This window comes from Catonella sp. (assembly GCF_052169795.1).
Taxonomy (GTDB): Bacteria; Bacillota; Clostridia; order Lachnospirales; family Lachnospiraceae; genus Catonella.
In genome coordinates this window covers 1-17,455 of sequence record NZ_JBQNBU010000046.1, presented here as the reverse complement: position 1 = coordinate 17,455, position 17,455 = coordinate 1, and the positions used below count along the sequence as shown (strand labels likewise).

The 17,455-nt window shown below is 37.4% G+C and carries 15 protein-coding genes; all 15 read left to right on the top strand.

The window, feature by feature from the left end; translation table 11 throughout:
* On the top strand, nt 1–822 hold an 822-nt coding region (locus ACTTKP_RS07910; RefSeq protein WP_442553359.1), incomplete at its 5' end, for a M20/M25/M40 family metallo-hydrolase.
* A complete protein-coding gene (locus ACTTKP_RS07905) occupies nt 823–3,270 on the top strand; it encodes a sulfatase-like hydrolase/transferase (RefSeq protein WP_442553358.1) in 2,448 nt (815 codons plus the stop codon).
* An 11-nt stretch (nt 3,271–3,281) separates the two neighbouring features.
* A complete protein-coding gene (locus ACTTKP_RS07900) occupies nt 3,282–4,454 on the top strand; it encodes a helveticin J family class III bacteriocin (protein WP_442553357.1) in 1,173 nt (390 codons plus the stop codon).
* Nucleotides 4,455–4,550: 96 nt separating this feature from the next.
* On the top strand, nt 4,551–4,895 hold the full coding sequence (locus tag ACTTKP_RS07895; protein WP_442553356.1) for an Asp23/Gls24 family envelope stress response protein: 345 nt from the start codon (nt 4,551–4,553) through the stop codon (nt 4,893–4,895).
* A gap of 80 nt (nt 4,896–4,975) precedes the next feature.
* Nucleotides 4,976–5,395 carry a transcription antitermination factor NusB gene (gene nusB, locus ACTTKP_RS07890; protein ID WP_442553355.1) on the top strand — a complete coding sequence of 140 codons (420 nt, stop codon included), beginning with the start codon at nt 4,976–4,978 and terminating at the stop codon, nt 5,393–5,395.
* Between the two features lies 1 nt (nt 5,396).
* Complete coding sequence (gene xseA / locus ACTTKP_RS07885) at nt 5,397–6,674, top strand: exodeoxyribonuclease VII large subunit (protein ID WP_442553354.1); 1,278 nt, start codon at nt 5,397–5,399, stop codon at nt 6,672–6,674.
* Entirely contained in the window at nt 6,667–6,858 is a 192-nt protein-coding gene (xseB, locus tag ACTTKP_RS07880) for an exodeoxyribonuclease VII small subunit (protein ID WP_442553353.1), read from the top strand. The genes xseA and xseB overlap by 8 nt, the downstream gene beginning before the upstream one ends.
* Before the next feature lie 9 nt (nt 6,859–6,867).
* Nucleotides 6,868–7,791 carry a polyprenyl synthetase family protein gene (locus ACTTKP_RS07875; protein ID WP_442553352.1) on the top strand — a complete coding sequence of 308 codons (924 nt, stop codon included), beginning with the start codon at nt 6,868–6,870 and terminating at the stop codon, nt 7,789–7,791.
* Nucleotides 7,792–7,809: 18 nt separating this feature from the next.
* Complete coding sequence (gene dxs, locus ACTTKP_RS07870) at nt 7,810–9,699, top strand: 1-deoxy-D-xylulose-5-phosphate synthase (RefSeq protein ID WP_442553351.1); 1,890 nt, start codon at nt 7,810–7,812, stop codon at nt 9,697–9,699.
* A gap of 5 nt (nt 9,700–9,704) precedes the next feature.
* Nucleotides 9,705–10,532, top strand: coding sequence for a TlyA family RNA methyltransferase (locus tag ACTTKP_RS07865; RefSeq protein ID WP_442553350.1), 828 nt, complete (start codon nt 9,705–9,707; stop codon nt 10,530–10,532).
* Nucleotides 10,529–11,386: an NAD(+)/NADH kinase gene (locus tag ACTTKP_RS07860; RefSeq protein WP_442553349.1), complete on the top strand. Its 858-nt coding sequence runs from the start codon at nt 10,529–10,531 to the stop codon at nt 11,384–11,386. Before ACTTKP_RS07865 ends, ACTTKP_RS07860 begins: the two co-directional genes overlap by 4 nt.
* Before the next feature lie 30 nt (nt 11,387–11,416).
* Nucleotides 11,417–11,866 (top strand): arginine repressor, encoded by a 450-nt coding sequence (locus ACTTKP_RS07855; protein WP_442553348.1) that lies wholly within the window; start codon nt 11,417–11,419, stop codon nt 11,864–11,866.
* Nucleotides 11,867–11,980: 114 nt separating this feature from the next.
* Entirely contained in the window at nt 11,981–12,709 is a 729-nt protein-coding gene (locus ACTTKP_RS07850) for a YebC/PmpR family DNA-binding transcriptional regulator (RefSeq protein WP_023353729.1), read from the top strand.
* Between the two features lie 82 nt (nt 12,710–12,791).
* Nucleotides 12,792–16,658 carry an Ig-like domain-containing protein gene (locus tag ACTTKP_RS07845; protein ID WP_442553347.1) on the top strand — a complete coding sequence of 1,289 codons (3,867 nt, stop codon included), beginning with the start codon at nt 12,792–12,794 and terminating at the stop codon, nt 16,656–16,658.
* Between the two features lie 9 nt (nt 16,659–16,667).
* On the top strand, nt 16,668–17,455 hold a 788-nt coding region (locus tag ACTTKP_RS07840), incomplete at its 3' end, for an AAA family ATPase (protein WP_442553346.1).

Sequence of the window (17,455 nt, the reverse complement as noted above, 5' to 3'; positions counted from 1 at the left end):
TCGTTTGAAAAAACAGACATGACACCGAGCGTTGTTTCCGTAAAAGGTGGAATTAAGATTAATGTAGTTCCGGGTAAGGCTACTGCTGTGGTTAAAGGTATTAAAGAAAAAGATGTAAGAGATATAACAAGCAAGTTTGAGGAAGAAACCGGGCTTAAGTTTGTATTTGCTGAAGATGGAGATAATCTTAATATTACAGCAATAGGAGTAAATGCCCATGCATCCCTCCCTCATATGGGAAAGAATGCAGTACAGGGGATTGTTACACTTTTATCAAAGTTCCCTCTTGCAGATGCTCCTGTTAATAATTATATTAAGGCTCTAAATAATATCTTCCCTTATGGAGACTACAATGGTAGAACGATGGGAGTAGACCTGAAAGATGATGTGTCAGGTGAGACTACTGTGAGTTTTGATATACTTGAAGTTTCAGAAACACATTTTATGGGAGCTTTCGATTGCCGTGCGAGTATAGCGGCTAATGATGAGAATACAGGTAAGGTAATGGAAGCTAAAATCCGTGAGCAGGGCTTTGAGATAGAAGAAAAAGCAATGTTTGAACCTCATATTGTAGATGGGGATTCTCCTCTTGTTAAAACTTTACTAAGGTGCTATGAAAAAGGATTTGGAGTTACAGGAGCTAAGCCTATAGCAATAGGTGGCGGAACTTATGTACACCATGTTGAAAATGGCGTGGCTTTTGGCTGTGAAGTGCCGGAGATAGATAACCATATGCATGGAGCAGATGAATTTATGGAAGTAGATATGATAGTTAAGAGTGCAAAAATATTTGCAGATGTGGTAGTGGAGCTTTGCAGTTAAATGAAAATTTTAAAAAGAATTTATAGGGTATATAAGAGATATAATCCGGATGAATCAATTTTTGGATATTTAAAAAGGCATATTGGGCAGGTTTTGCTTGCCCTTATGCTTTCTCTGTTTGTAACAGGAATTTTTTGCTTTAATGCTGTAAAAACAGTATACTACAGGCATGGTAAAGATTTAGAAAAGCTATTTTATACTGATGATTTTGATAATACGGTCTGGGGAATAATACTCATACTTATTCCCCTGTTCTTGTTTATATACGGTATTTTTTGTTTTGCAGGGACACCTAAAGGTAAAAAGATTATAAACAGGTCTGATAATTCAGTGCTTACGCAGATTATTACAATATTGGCACTTGCAGGAGCAGGAGCAATACTGAGATATGGTGAAAAGGAAATCTATGGGCTGGTAAATAAGTTTATATTAAATAATGATGGAGTGGCTTATTTAAAATTTATAGGAGCGGCATTCTTAATAACTTTGGGAATGGCTTGGGAAAAGCTTGTTATTTGGTTAAAATCGGGAGGAGCTTATAAGCATCCTTGGTTTATAAAATTCTTTATGGCAGGGCTTAGCGGACTTATGGGTTTTTATCTTGTGGAGATGCAGATGGGAACGCCTCCCAGTGTAGTAGTGAAGATGATGTTTTTCAATATTATGTACTGGGTTATTCTGTATGCATTTTTATATGCGATATTCAGGGGAATTAAGCTGCCGGCAATGCTTTGCATCATACTGGCGTATTTGCTTGGACTTGCAAATTATGTTGTATTGCAGTTTAGGGGCAACTATATTATGTTTGGTGACCTGACAGTAGTAGGTACAGCTATGGAGGTAGCGGGTAGGTATAAATTCCATCCGGATATGCCGTTTTTTATAACAATTGGTATCTTTGTAGTATTTTTTATTATTATTCTCCTTATTCCAAGTTTTAAAAGAAGAAAGATCGGGACTGTACATAGGGTGATTACAACTTTAATATCAGTTGGTGTAATATCGGTATTTTGTATAGCCTCGTTTCAAGATGGACTTTTGTACAATTACATATTCGGACTTTCATGGAACTATAATCAGAATGTAACTGATGAGGGATATTTGGCATACTTTTTTAGCAATATGCATGCTACCAGCGGTGTCAAGGTAGAGGGATACAGTGCAAAAATAGCCGGAGATGCAGTAGAAGAGGTGCTTGACTCATCAGATAATATAATGAAAGGGTACAAAGATGGTGAGAGGTTTCCTACGATTATAGTAATTCAAAATGAAACCTTTGCGGATTTGTCGGTGCTTGCAGATATTAAGACAGATAAACCTGTTATGCCGTTTATTAAAAGTCTTAAAAAAAATACTATCAAAGGCTATGTTAATATGAGTGTAACCGGAGGTCCTACTGCGAATACGGAGTTTGAATTTCTGACAAGAAGCTCCATGGCTTATATGCCGACAGGTTCTGTGCCTTATACCCAGTACCTTAAGCAAAATGTGCCTTCTTTGGTTGAAGTCCTTAAACATCAGTCAAAACCTTATAAGACAACAGCCTTCCATCCTTACTATTCATCAGGCTATAACAGGCGGAGTGTATATGAATATATAGGTTTTGAAGAAGCAGTGTTTTATGAAGAATTTAAAAATAAGGAACTTCTCAGGGGACTTATTACCGATAGGAATGATTATAAAGATTTAATAGCAATGTATGAAAAAAATAAAAAACTTAACAAAGATCAGCCGCAGTTTTTCTTTAATGTAACAATGCAAAATCATGGTGGATTTTCCAATAACAAGGTTAATTTTGAAGAACCGGTTACAATAACCAATTTTAAGGCGGTTCAGGCTCTTAATAATTTTGTATCTCTTATGAGAACTAGTGATACAGCCTTGGTAGATTTGATAAATTATTTCAAAAAGGTAGATGAAGAGGTAATTATTTTGTTTTATGGAGACCACCAGCCGTCATTTTCAGATGATGCGACAAAACAGCTTAATGAACATAGCATTTATAAGAGTGACAGTGATAAGAGGCTTTCTAAATTTGTGGTTCCATATCTTATATGGGCTAATTATGATATTCCTGAGTATGACGGAATACACGAGGGAGGACTTACAGGTGAATATAATACGATTTCAGTAAACTATCTTGCATCCATGCTTTTAAAATATGCGGGAGTGGAACTTACTGATTATGATAAGTATCTGTTAAATATCCATAAATACATTCCTGCTATGTCTGCACTGGGATATTGGGATGGAAGTGGAAAAAGATTGTTTTCAACTCATCTTACCAAACCTGAAGCCTCTGAATTTGGCAAAAATACGAGGGATAAACAAAAGAGAACAGACGAAAAAAAAGCGGAAAAATTAAGAAAAGGCTATGAGAATGTGCAGTATAATTTGATTTTTGATGCCAAAGATAAACTGTGGGATATATTTTTGCCTAAGAAATGAAGGGAAGAGAAATGAAAAATTTAGTTAGATATCTCTGTGTTGTGCTGCTGTTTTTAATTACATCCATGTGTTTTTTGAAACAGGCCAAGGCGGGAGGATATGAGGAGGTAATAGTTGAGGGAGGTTATAAATTTCTTTTATACTATAACCATGCCATCCAGAGTTATGCTGAAGACGGAAACGACATATATATCCAACAGGCATATAGCGAAAATGAATTTGATGAATTTGAAGAGTATCGGACAGGAGAAGTAGAGAACCTTGTGTTAATAAGCAGATGTCAGTATTCAGCTGAGTATGATGCATATATACCGGTTGACCATATGCTTCTTAAAGGAGTGGGACATGGACAGACCTTACAGGTGTATAATTATAATGGTAAAAAATATCTGTTGGTTTCATGTGGAGGTAAGAGTACTTCAAAAAAGTCTCTTTGGTGGTCTACACAGATAGGGAGAGTGGAATATGAGCCCGGAGCATTCTTGTATAATGAAGAAATAGAAAGGCTTACTTATCTTAATTATTCAAATAAGAAGACAAAAAGATTTGGAACAACAATGCGTGCGGATGCAACCCTTACTCCTGATAAAAAAATGCTTGTTATTTGGAAGATGAATGAAAAGGGGCAGTCTGAATATACAGGATATAAGATGTCCGTTGTAAATAGAGAATTTGACAAGGCAAAAGACAATGAGGTAAATATAAAAGAAAATAAAAAGTTAAAGAAGGCGGCTGTATTTTCCACGAAAGCCCGAAAAATTTCAGTAAAATCTTTTCAGGGGTTTGCTGTAGGCAACAAGACAAAGGGAAAGTATCCTCTGTATATATCTTCAGGTGATGAACGGTATTATGAAAAAATAGGTATTTCAATATACAAGTATGAGATAAGCGGCTCCAAGCTTATATATAAGAACAGGGTGAAGTTAAGTTCAGAGGATGTATGGAGCTCATTTCCACCGGATACGGAGGATGACGAAAGGGCAGATGAAACAGAAAGTGACGATATAACCGATGAAGATGATTATTATGGGTATGATGACAGCTACACAGAGGATGAAGATGATATACCATTGGCTGAAATAGAAGATATAAAGATAGTGGGGTCAGAACTTAAGTTTATACTAAGAAATACAGGAAATCCTGACCATCAGATTTTTTGCACTATACCATTGGATGAGTTTTAGATGATTTTTGTCTAATACATTGCAAAACTAAAGAGATATGGTTATAATTGATAGGAGACAAATGTAACCTAAAAAGGAGCAGTTGAGGAGGTTGTTATGAATACAAACGAGGCTACAAAGAATATTGGTGAGATTTATATAGCTGACGAGGTAGTATCTGCAATAGCAGGACTTGCAGCACTGGAAGTAGAAGGGGTGAAGGCAGTAGCCGGCAGACCTTCGGAAAATTTTAACTCAAAAAATGCTTATAAGAAAGTTAAGGTACAGGTAGCAGGGGCTATGGTATATGTGGATATGTCGGTTGACATTCAGTATGGATACAGCATACCTAAAGTTACAAAACAGATTCAGGAAAAAGTAATTACTGCCCTTCAGAACATGATTGGATTAACATGTAAAGAAGTAAATATAAAGGTTGTTGTCGCTCCTGATGCAGTTTAAGTTTAATAAATCTCCTTTAAGCAGATTTACTTAAAGGGGATTTTTGAATACATATATTAATTATAAACGAAAGGCTTTTTATGACAAGAAGAGAATTTAGGGAACATACTGCCATACTGACATTTATTTATGAGTTTTATCCTGAAAATGAATGGGAGGAGCAGTTTGACTTTTATTCAGATTATGCAGGAATAAGCATGGCTGACAGAGAAAGCTTAAAGCTAAGAGTTCTTGCTATAGAGAATAAAAAGAGAGAAATAGATGATTTCATAGATAAAGCAAGCAGAAAATGGAGAATTAGCAGGATTGCAAAGACAGACCTGATGCTGCTCCGTGTTGCTGTATATGAGATAAAGTTTGACGAGGAAGTGCCTGATAAGGTAGCAGTTAATGAAGCAATAGAGCTTGCTAAAATTTATGGTGGAGATGAATCGCCGGCCTTTGTAAATGGTGTTCTTGCTAAGTTTATGACGAAGGAAGAAAAAAAGGAAGAAAACTAACATGACTGAGAAGAGGATATTTTCAGTATCAGAACTTACGCAAAAAATTAAAAACAGGCTCGAGAATGACTTTTTGCCGCCACACATAATGCTGAGTGGAGAGGTGTCAAAGCCTCAGTTTTCGGGTGGACACTTATACTTCACTGTTAAGGACAGCGGTGCTATAATGAACTGTGTAATGTGGAGGACAAGTATAGCATCCGGACTTAAATTTGATATAGAAACCGGTCAAAAGGTAGTAGTGACAGGAGATATAAAGGTTTATGCACCGAGTGGAAGGTATCAGCTTCAGGCAGTAAGAATAGAAAAAGAGGGTGTAGGCAATAAGTTTGAGGAACTTGAGAAGCTGAAACAAAAACTTATGGCTGAGGGAATGTTTGATAAGGAACATAAAAAGCCAATACCCAAATATCCAAAGCGAATAGGGATAGTGACAGCAAAGAGCGGAGCAGTCATAGATGATATTTGCAAGGTTGCAAGAGATCACAATGTTTATGTAAACCTCATCTTATGTCCTGCAAAAGTCCAAGGTGAAGATGCGGCAATTACATTAATTAAAGGACTTAAGAGGCTTGAAGAACTGGGAGTGGATATAATAATCATAGGCAGGGGCGGAGGCTCTATGGAAGACCTCTGGTGCTTCAATGATGAACGGCTTGCAAGGGCTGTTTATGACTGTAAGATACCGGTCATATCAGGAGTGGGACATGAGCCTGACTGGACTATTATAGACGGAGTGGCAGACCTTAGGGCGGCAACACCTACAGATGCAGCTAAGCAGGCAATTCCTGTTTTAAAAGACCGCCTTGAGGAGTTAGATTATTGTAAGGATAGGATGAGAACAGGTATTCAGTCTAAGATTGACAGGCTAAAACATAAACTTTCAGATATGGAACTGATGATAAAAAAACAGAGTCCGCAGATGAAGTTTAAGGAGATGGAAAGAAAGTTAGACATATATTCAGTTAATTTTAATAAGAATATAAGGGATAAAATAGACAGTTATGATAAATACATAACAGTGAGCAGGCAGAACTTGGGAAGAATGATGAGGGCTTCTTATGAAGCATCCAATAGAAGATATATTTCACTTGCAACGGAACTGGATGGCAATTCTCCTATGAAGAGACTTTTAGGCGGATATTCATATATTGAAAATGAAGCAGGGGATAATGTAAACAGTATTAAAAAGGTAAAGACCGGAGAAAATCTGAAATTGGTACTTTCAGACGGTTCGTTAAAGGCAAGGGTAGAGGAGGTTAGTGAGAAGCATGGCTGAGAAGAAGGCTAAGACTATTGAAGAAAATATGATGAGACTGGAAGAAATAAATAAACTTATGAATAATTCAAGCATAAAACTTGATGAGTCTTTCAAGCTTTATAAAGAGGGAGTTGAATTGGTTGAAACCTGTAAAAAACAGCTGATAGGTGTTGAAAAAGAAATGGAAATCCTTGAGGATTAGGTAAATACGATGAATGATAATTTTTCTGAAAAACTTAGACATAAGATAGATGATGTTGAAGCCTTTATTAGGGAATATGTATCAAGTAGTATTACTGAAGAGGATGTTTTAGGAGAGGCTATGTGTTATAGTCTGTATGCAGGAGGAAAAAGGCTGCGTCCAATTCTGATGCTTGAAACTTACAGGATTTTTGGAGGTAGTAAAAAAGAAATTATTATACCTTTTGCATGTGCAGTAGAGATGATACATACTTATTCATTAATTCATGATGACTTACCTGCAATGGATAATGATGATTTTAGGAGGGGAAAGCCTACTAATCATAAAGTATACGGTGAAGCTATGGCTATATTGGCAGGAGACGGTCTTTTAAACTATGCTGTTGAAACTGCAAGTAAGGCATTTAGGCATTGTGAAAATATTAACGAGTATAGGGCTGTAAGTGAAGCTCTAAGCAGGCTGTTTCACTATTCGGGCAAGGATGGAATGATAGGTGGGCAGGTGCTTGATATGCTTGCAGAAGATGGTAAGAAAAAAAAGAATGAGGCTTTCTTTGTTAATATGTATGGACTTAAGACAGGTGGGCTTATAAAGGCGAGTTTTGAAGTAGGAGCTATACTGGCAGGTGCTAAGGAAATGGAGCTTACTCAAATAAGTAAGGTTGGAGAGGCATTTGGACTTCTTTTTCAACTACAGGATGATATTTTGGATGTAAGCGGTGATGAAGCAAAACTTGGTAAACCTCTCCACAGTGATGAAAAAAATAATAAGTATACATATTTTAAGCTTCTTGGCAGGGAGAAAGCTCTACAACTTATAGAAGAAAAAAATACTTATATAATAGACAGTTTGACTGATATTTGCAGTAAGAATAAGGATTATGACGGTTTCATTATTGATTTTGTAAAATATTTAAAAAATAGGGATAGATAACCGGATGGGGGTGAAGTTATGCCGTTACTGGACAGTATCAACGAACCTAATGACATAAAGAAAGTACCTGAGAATGAACTCAAAGAATTAGCAGTGGAAATAAGAAGGTTTTTGATTAAATCAGCTTCAAAAAATGGTGGTCATCTGGCATCTAATCTTGGAGTGGTTGAACTTACACTTGCCTTGCATCGTTATCTTGAATTTCCGAAAGACAGATTGATTTGGGATGTGGGGCATCAGTCTTATGTACACAAAATCCTTACAGGAAGAAAAGAAAGGTTTGACAGTTTAAGAAAACTTAATGGAATATCAGGTTTTCCAAGGAGAAATGAAAGTGATTGCGATGCTTTTGGAACAGGTCATGCTTCAACCTCAATTTCAGCTGCACTTGGAATGGTAGCAGCAAGAGATATGAGGGGAACAGATGAAAAAGTTGTTGCAGTGATAGGTGATGGTGCAATGACAGGTGGAATTGCACTTGAAGCACTTAATAATGCAGGGACAATAAAGTCAAATCTAATTATAATATTAAATGATAATGAGCGTTCTATTTCCAGAAATGTTGGTGGAGTTGCAAGATATTTAGATGGGATAAGGACAAGCAGAAAATACCTCAAATTAAAAAGTGATGTAAAAGAGGTATTGAATAATTCTGCAGTAGGAGGAAAGCTGTTCCAAAAGATAAAAACCTCCAAGGATGTAATAAAAAGGATGTTTGTGCCGGGAATGTTTTTTGAGGACATGGGACTTACTTATCTTGGACCTATTAATGGACATAATGTTAAAGAAATGAAATTAGCCCTTGAAAATGCAGGAAGGGTTGACGGTGCAGTAATTATTCATGTAATTACGAAAAAAGGACTTGGTTACAAGAAAGCAGAGGAAAATCCTGCGAAGTTTCATGGGGTTGAGCCTTTTGATATAAAAACAGGAGAAAATTTAACTACAAAATCAGGTAAGAGTTATACATCCATATTTTCAGATACAGTTTTGGAGATGGCAAAAGAGGATGAAAGGCTTGTGGCGGTAACTGCGGCAATGCCTTTTGGCACAGGACTGTATAATTTTAAGCAGGCTTATCCAAAACGATTTTTTGATGTAGGTATAGCAGAGGAGCATGCCGTTACTTTTGCGGCAGGGATGGCGGCAGACGGATTAAAACCTATTGTTGCAATATATTCTACATTTTTGCAGAGAGCTTATGACCAAATTATTCATGATGTCTGTCTTCAGGGATTGCCGGTAGTTTTTGCCATAGATAGGGCAGGGCTGGTTGGCAGTGACGGAGATACACATCAGGGAATATTTGATACCAGTTATTTAGCAACTGTACCGGAGCTTACAGTGATGAGTCCTAAAGATGGAAAAGAACTGAAAGAAATGCTAAAATATGCTTATAATCTTAATAAACCGGTTGCAGTAAGATACCCCAGAGGTACGGCAGATGACTTTGAGGACATAGAATTTCAGCCTATAGTTTACTATGAGAATGAAATAATCAGGGAAGGTAAGAATATAGTTATATTTGCAACAGGAACGACAGTGAGACTTGCACTGGAAGTCTGTAATATATTAAATGAAAGCAGACTAAATCCTACCGTAGTAAATGTAAGATTTTTAGATAAGGCTGATGGAAAGATTTTAGAGGAACTTAAGAGCAGTCACAGTATTGCAGTTACTATTGAAGAGAGTATTTGGACAGGGAGCTATACAGAGAGACTGATGGCTGAGTCGGCAAAGCACGGGTTTGATTATGATTTTATTACAACAACTCTTCCGGATAGGTTTATTGAACATGGAAGTGTTGTTCAGTTGTGGGAAAAATATGGATTTAATGCGAAGAAAATTGCAGAGAAAATAAAAGAAAAGGCTCTTTTTAAGTTGGATGAAGAGCTTTTTAGAAGGTAGTAAGGATGAAAGAAAGACTGGATGTACTTCTGATTGAGAGAGGCTTTTTTGAATCTAGAGAAAAAGCCAAAGCTGTAATTATGGCGGGAGAAGTTTTTGTAAATGGTCAGAGAGAGGATAAGGCAGGCAGCAAGTTCGCAAAAGATGCAGATATAGAGGTTAAGGGAAAACTGCTCAAATATGTCAGCAGAGGCGGACTTAAGTTAGAAAAGGCCGTGGAAGTATACGGCATAGACCTTGTGGACAAGGTCTGTATAGACATAGGCTCGTCTACAGGAGGGTTTACTGACTGTATGCTTCAACATGGTGCAGTATTGGTGTATGCAATAGATGTAGGTACCAACCAGCTTGCTTGGAAATTAAGAGAAGACCCCAGAGTTGTGTCTATGGAAAAGACCAACATACGATATGTTACAGAGGAGCAGTTGCCTGAAAAGGCAGACTTTTCCTCTGTGGATGTATCGTTTATTTCCCTTACAAAGGTACTTCCTTCAGCCATATGCCTGTTAAAAGAAGGGGCAGAAATGGTATGCCTCATAAAACCTCAGTTTGAAGCCGGCAGAGAGAAAGTTGGGAAGAAGGGTGTTGTAAGAGATTTTGCCGTACATAGAGAAGTGATAGAAATGGTAGTAAATTTCTCTGTGGAACTGAATTTTTTAATAAAGGGACTCACTTTTTCACCGGTAAAAGGTCCGGAGGGAAATATTGAATATCTATTGTATATGAAGAAAGAGAAAGAAAGGATGTCTGAGCAGGCAGTCCATAATATCCTGACGGATATTGATAGAGTGGTAGAGGAAGCTAAAGCCACCCTTAATCAGACGGAGGTATGATGACAAAGATAGGGATTATAGTAAATCATTCTACCAGGGCAAAAGAGGCGGATGTAGCTAAAATCTGCGAATACATAGAGAAAAAAGGTGGGAGTTTTCACAGACTGAAAGTTCGTAAGAAAGGTGGAGAGCTTGGAGAAAACTTTACCGATATATCAGAATTGCCAAAGGATGCCGCTTGTGTAATGGCGTTTGGAGGAGATGGTACTATCATTCAGGCGGCAAGAGAATTAGCACCTATAGGAGTGCCGGTCTTAGGTGTTAACCTTGGAACAGTAGGGTTTTTAGCAGAGGTAGAATTAGAGCAGTTATATGAAGCAGTTGATTCGGTGATTGAAGGAAATTTTCATATTGAAAAAAGATTTATGCTGAATGGCAAGGTTATCAAAGGCGGTAAGACAGTATATGAGTCAAATGCTTTAAACGATATAGTAGTGGCAAGAGGAAATTTTGTAAGAGCTATATCAACCATGGTGTACATAGACGGTAACCCTATGAAAAACCTCTATGGGGATGGAATTATAGTGACTACACCGACAGGATCTACAGGGTATAATCTGTCTGCCGGGGGGGCAATCATAATGCCGGATGCAGAGGTTTTCGGCATACTTCCTATATGTCCTCATAGCTTTAATTCACGAGGAGTGATTACCTCGGCTTCATCTAAGGTAGTGGTAGATGTAGAGTGGAATAAAAGAAGTGAACCGGCGGAAGCAATAGCAAGTTTTGACGGAAATGAGGGAATAAGGCTTTTACCGGGTGATAGGGTAGAGATAGTGAGAGCGGAACTTGCTGTTCCGTTTTTAAGGATTAATGATTTTAAGTTTTTTGATAGCTTAAGAAAAAAATTTTGACAACTTGATTAAAAATATAAGAGGGGTTTTATGAAGATAAAAAGGCACAATGAGATAATTGAACTTATAAAAACAGTAGAAATAGGTACTCAGGAAGAATTGTTGGCTCAGCTTAAAAGCAGAGGGTATGATGTTACCCAGGCTACTATTTCCAGAGATATAAGGGAACTGCATTTAACTAAGATTAACTCTAATGGAAAGCAAAAGTACGCAGTACTTGTTAATGACGAGGAATTTAGCGATAAGTATGTGAGGGTGCTGAAAGAAGGCTTTATATCTATGGTTTCTTCAGGTAATTTTATAGTGTTAAAAACTATTACAGGAATGGCTATGGCGGTGGCTACTGCCATAGATGCGTTGGAAATTAAGGAAATTATAGGCTGTATAGCCGGAGATGATACTATTTTTATAGCTATTTCGGAAACAAGTTCTACTTCAGATGCAATGAATAAGTTGAAAAAACTTACAAGAGAAGACTAGATACTTTACATACGGTTCGGTTGATGGTAAAATTGTAGGTAGTCATTTTTTACAAAATGAGTGAATTACAAATATTTTAAAACCTAAATTATACAATGAAATGAGGAAGATAAGATGTCAGGACATTCAAAATTTGCAAATATTAAACATAAGAAAGAGAAAAATGATGCTGCTAAGGGTAAGATATTTACCATAATCGGTAGAGAAATTGCAGTTGCAGTTAAAGAAGGCGGAGCAGATCCTGCCAATAATTCAAGGCTCCGTGATGTAATAGCAAAGGCTAAGGCTAACAATATGCCAAATGATACCATAGACAGAGGTATAAAGAAGGCAGCAGGTGATGCAAACTCAGTTAATTATGAACACGCAGTATATGAAGGCTATGGACCAAGCGGTACTGCTATTATAGTCGAAACACTTACCGATAATAAGAACCGTACAGCGGCAAATGTAAGAAATGCCTTTACTAAGGGTGGTGGAAATGTAGGAACACCGGGCTGTGTATCTTATATGTTTGATGAAAAGGGTCAGATTCTGATAGATAAAGAAGAATACAGTGCAGATCCTGATGAGTTTATGATGACAGTCATTGATGCGGGAGCAGAGGATTTTGTAGACAATGAAGACAGCTTCGAGATAATAACAGCACCTGATATGTTCTCTGAGGTAAGAGAGAAGCTTGAAAAGCTTGGTGTGCCTATGGCTGAGGCAGAAGTAAAGATGATACCTCAGAATTATGTAACCCTTACGAGTGAGGATGATATAAAGAAGATAAATAAGATTTTTGACTTACTTGATGCAGAAGATGATGTACAGAATGTATTTCATAACTGGGATGAGTAAGTTAAGATAATTATAAAAGAACCATATCGTTTGCGAAAGTAAGTGATATGGTTTTATTAAAAATATACATAGGAGGGAATTCATGAAAGAGCAAAGACAATTTATTAAGAATTTAAGAAGTAAATTAGCATTATTCTTGGCAATATTATTGGTGTTCAATGTTATGCCTTTACATGATGTATTTGCAGCACCAGCAGATGATAAAAATTATATTCTTACAGCAGGGGAGTTTGTAGTAGACACCTCTAAGATTGGTGAAAATAAGATTTATGAGTTTCAAGACTATAAGCCGGTAAATCTGGTGTTAAAGAGTGTACTCAAGGAAAATCCAAGCATTACAGCGGCTGTAAGTGGAACAGATATTAAGATTGATCCTTCAGCAAGTAAGGTTGTGGATGCAGAGAAGATTGAAGGCAATACAGGTATTAAATTGACACCGAAGGGAGCAGGAACAAGACAAATATCAGGAAATATAGAAATAGGTGCCGGAAAGTATACTTTTAGCTTTTATGCAAAAGTTAATTTAAAAGTAGACAGGTCGGATGAAAGTGGCAAGGACAATGGAATTAAGTATAGTAAGATATTCTCAAATCAGGATAGTAAAGACCCAAATCAGCTTATGATGGAACATCTAGATAAAACTTACCAGATAAAGTTGGCGGGATATTCTAAAACAGGAGAATATTGGGATTATTCTGCATCTAAGCTTCATTGGGAGCCGAAGGTAAATGGAGATCCTACAGATACTTCGGTTATAACTGTAGATGAGAAGGGAGTAGTTACTGCAAAGGGTGCGGGTGTTGCAGATCTTGAAATAAGTGTTGATGAGGTGGATAATCCAAATCAGGAAGTAAAGCCTGCTAATGTAACCGTTGTAGTTCCTTTTAAGCTGTCTACGACATCTGTAGCAGATGGTGATTTTACAAAGTTTAACGATGATGTGAAAGGTAAGACAATAAGCCTTGAAAATGGAAGTAAAACCCTATATTCCAATATATTTGATCCGAATGATATTGAATGGGAAGTAAAAAGAGAAGACGGAAGCCCGTCAAAAAATGAGCTTTCATTTGTAAGCAATGTGTCTAGAGAAGGGAATAAGCCGTCAAGTTTTCAGATTCAGGGAACCAGAGCGGGGGTTTATACTGTAACGGCAGTTCTTAAGAAGGCAAGAGGAGATTATAAGAATGTAGCTTTATTAAGGTCTACTTTTAAGGTAAGTGTACCTGTTACTATGCCGGACAATTTAACTAAGCACATGAATGTTGGTGACATATATAGTATTGATAATGAGTACAACATAGGAAATATCAAAAATTTTACCTTTAGTTCCGAGGATCCTGCCATAGCTAAGGTGAATCCTTCTACTTCTGAAATAACAGCTTTGAAGGTAGGAACTACTAAGGTTACTATGAAGGATAATATAGGTGGTAAGACTTATACTATAACTGTAGTTGTAATTGATAAGATTGCATTGAGTACGAGCGATGTAACCATACCTGTTGGCGGTACTATAGATTTAAATGCGACTGCTACAGATATTTCTACCAGTGATTCTTGGGAATGGATTTCTAATAATCCGGATATAGCTAAGGTAGAGGGAAATGGCGTAACTGCTGTAGTTAAAGGTATAGCAGCAGGAGAGACTACTATTGTAGTAAAACATACGGTGGGTGGAGTGATTAAGAGTGCCACTGCTAAAGTAAGGGTAACCGCAGCAGTTACTAAGATTACCCTCACTCCTGCCGAAACAACTATAGAAGTGAACAAGATAGCCTCGATAAAGGCGGATGTAACACCGAAGACTTCAGGTGGCAGTTATCTTTATTGGAGAAGTTCAAATCCTGAGATAGTTAAGATAGATGATGAAAATAATCATACAGCTGTAACCTCCGTAACAGGTAAGGCTCCCGGAATTGCAATAATTATGGCGGTAAATAAGGAGAATGTAATCCTCGGTTCAGCTAAGGTAATAGTAAGTTCACCGGTTACAGGAATTATTCTTTCACAAAGTGTAGTAGAAAAGCCTTTAAGTGACAAAACATATCAAATAGTGGCAACAGTAGCTCCAAAAGAAGCGACTAATACAAAATTAACTTGGAAATCAAGTAATGATAAGGTTGCACAGGTAGATGCAAATGGTCTTGTTACATTTAAAAAGGCGGGGCATGTAAGTATTATAGCAGCATCGGTATCCAATCCTCAGATTACAGCCTCCTGTGACATTACAATAGTTAAAACAGTAGACAGCATTAAGCTTGAAACAGCAGAAATTTCACTTGCAGTAGGTGAAACATATAAGCTTTCACCTACAATAAGTCCTGAGGATGCATCTAATAAAAACTTGAATTATAAATCAATGGATCCTAAGATTGCTGATGTAAATAAGACCGGACTTATTACTGCAAAACAGGCAGGCTCAGCCCATATTATAGTATCTACACCGGATGGAAAAATTACTGCAAATTGTACGGTTAAGGTGACACAGAAAGCCTCAGGGATGAAGTTGTCAGCAACGGTACTTATATTAGATGTAGGTGCAAGCCATACTTTGGAAGTAACTTTTAACCCTAAGACTACAACGGACACGAAGGTACTTTGGACTATCAGTGATAAGTCTGTAGCTAAGGTAGATGCAAAAGGAAAGGTTGTAGCTATAGCTGCAGGAGAGGCACTGATTACAGCCAAATCAAGTAACGGACTTACAGCAGTTTGTAAGGTTAAGGTAAATCAACCTGTTGGAAAAATTGAGTTAAATTATACAGAGTATGACCTTGCTGTAGATGATGAGCTTGAGCTTGAAGTTACTTTTGATAATGATGATGTAACTAATAAAAAAGTGAAATGGAAATCTTCTAAGCCTGATGTCGCAAGTGTAGATAAGAATGGATTGGTAAAGGGAAAAAAAGGCGGAATTGCAATAATTACAGTTACAGCAGATGAGAATGGTATGCAGGCAAACTGTGTAGTTACTGTGCAGGAGCCTATTTCTGAGATTAAGTTAAACAAGACCTCATACATACTTGGATATCACAAATCATTTTTACTTAAGGCAAAGCTTAAGACAAATTCGGCTACGAACAAGCAGCTAAAATGGTTCAGCAGCAAAAACAGTGTAGCTTCTGTAAATAAATCCGGTCAGGTATATGGTAAGAAACCGGGCTTTGCTACTATTAAAGTAAAGGCTACAGATGGAAGTGGAGCAGAGGCCACAGCAAGAATAAGGGTTGTGAGAGAGGCAGGTTCAATAAGTGCCAATCCGTCATTCCTTGCAATGATAGTAGGAAGAAGGAAGAAGATAAAAGTTAAAATAAGTCCTAAGAATGCCACAATTAAAACAGCGAAATTTAAATCTGAAAATACAGATATTGCTATGGTTGACTCTAAAGGAAGGGTAACAGCACTTGCTGCGGGTAAGACTAAGATAAATATATTGGCCAAGGATAATAGTGGAAAAAAACAGGCTGTGGTAGTACATGTAAGAGATTATATACCTGCTGCAAAGCTTACATTATCCAATACTACACTTACAATGGGGATAGGGGATAAACAGAGTACAGTATATTCAATAACACCTAGCAATACAGACGATAAGGTGAAATGGTCTACAAATAATAAGGCGGTTGCGGCAGTTAATAAGAATGGACTTATTACAGGAGTAGGTGCAGGAAATGCAACAATAACGGCTTCAACTACAAGTGGTAAGACAGCTCAGATAGCGGTTACGGTAGTAGGATTAAATTTTAATACATTGACATTGGAACAGTATGATACATATAAATTGTCAGTAATTGGAGATGTGAAAAATGTCTCCTGGGATTCAGAAAATCCTGAAATTGCAACCGTAGAGAATGGATTAGTTCGGGCTAAAAAGCCGGGTTCAACCACCATACTTGCAAGAGTAAATGGTGCAGTACTTCGCTGTAGGGTAGTAGTAAACAATATTCAGTAAGGGGGATATATGCTGGAGGGGCTTCATGTTAAAAATCTTGTAATCATAGATGAGGCCGAGGTTTCTTTTGGTGAGGGTTTAAACATCCTCACCGGAGAAACCGGAGCAGGAAAATCAGTAGTAATTGGCTCAATTAATTTGGCTCTGGGGGCTAAGGCAGGAAAAAATCTGGTAAGAGCGGGTAAGGAGTCAGGGTTTGTAGAACTCATTTTTTCAGTAAATGAAGATACAAAAAATAAGCTGAAATCTTTAGACATTCTACCGGAAGAAGATTTGATAGTAATTACCCGCAAATTTACAAACGAGCGGAGTATGTGCAAGATAAATGGGGAAACAGTAACCCTTTCTAAGGTAAGGGAAGTGGCATCCATCTTGCTTGATATTCATGGCCAGACTGAAAACCAGACCTTACTCCTTCCTAAGAATCATTTGGAGATTTTGGACAGGTACTGTAGAGAAGAGGTACATCCTTTTAAAACAAGGCTTGGCAGTTTGGTGGCAGAATATAGGGAAAAAGAAAAGGAACTTACGGAGTATAATGCAGATGAGGCATATATTTTACGGGAACTGGATTTTCTCAAATATGAATGTAGTGAAATAAAAAAGGCAAAACTGATAAAGGGTGAGGAAGAAGAACTTGATAAAAAGGTTCGAAAATACAGTGCATCAAGCAAGATAGTAAGTTTGGTGGAAGAGGCAAGGATGAGCCTTTCTGATAATGGTGGAGCTGATGATAGCATAGGAAGTATTGTAAGAGCTATGTCAAGGCTATCAGATGTAGACGATGGAGCTGTAGA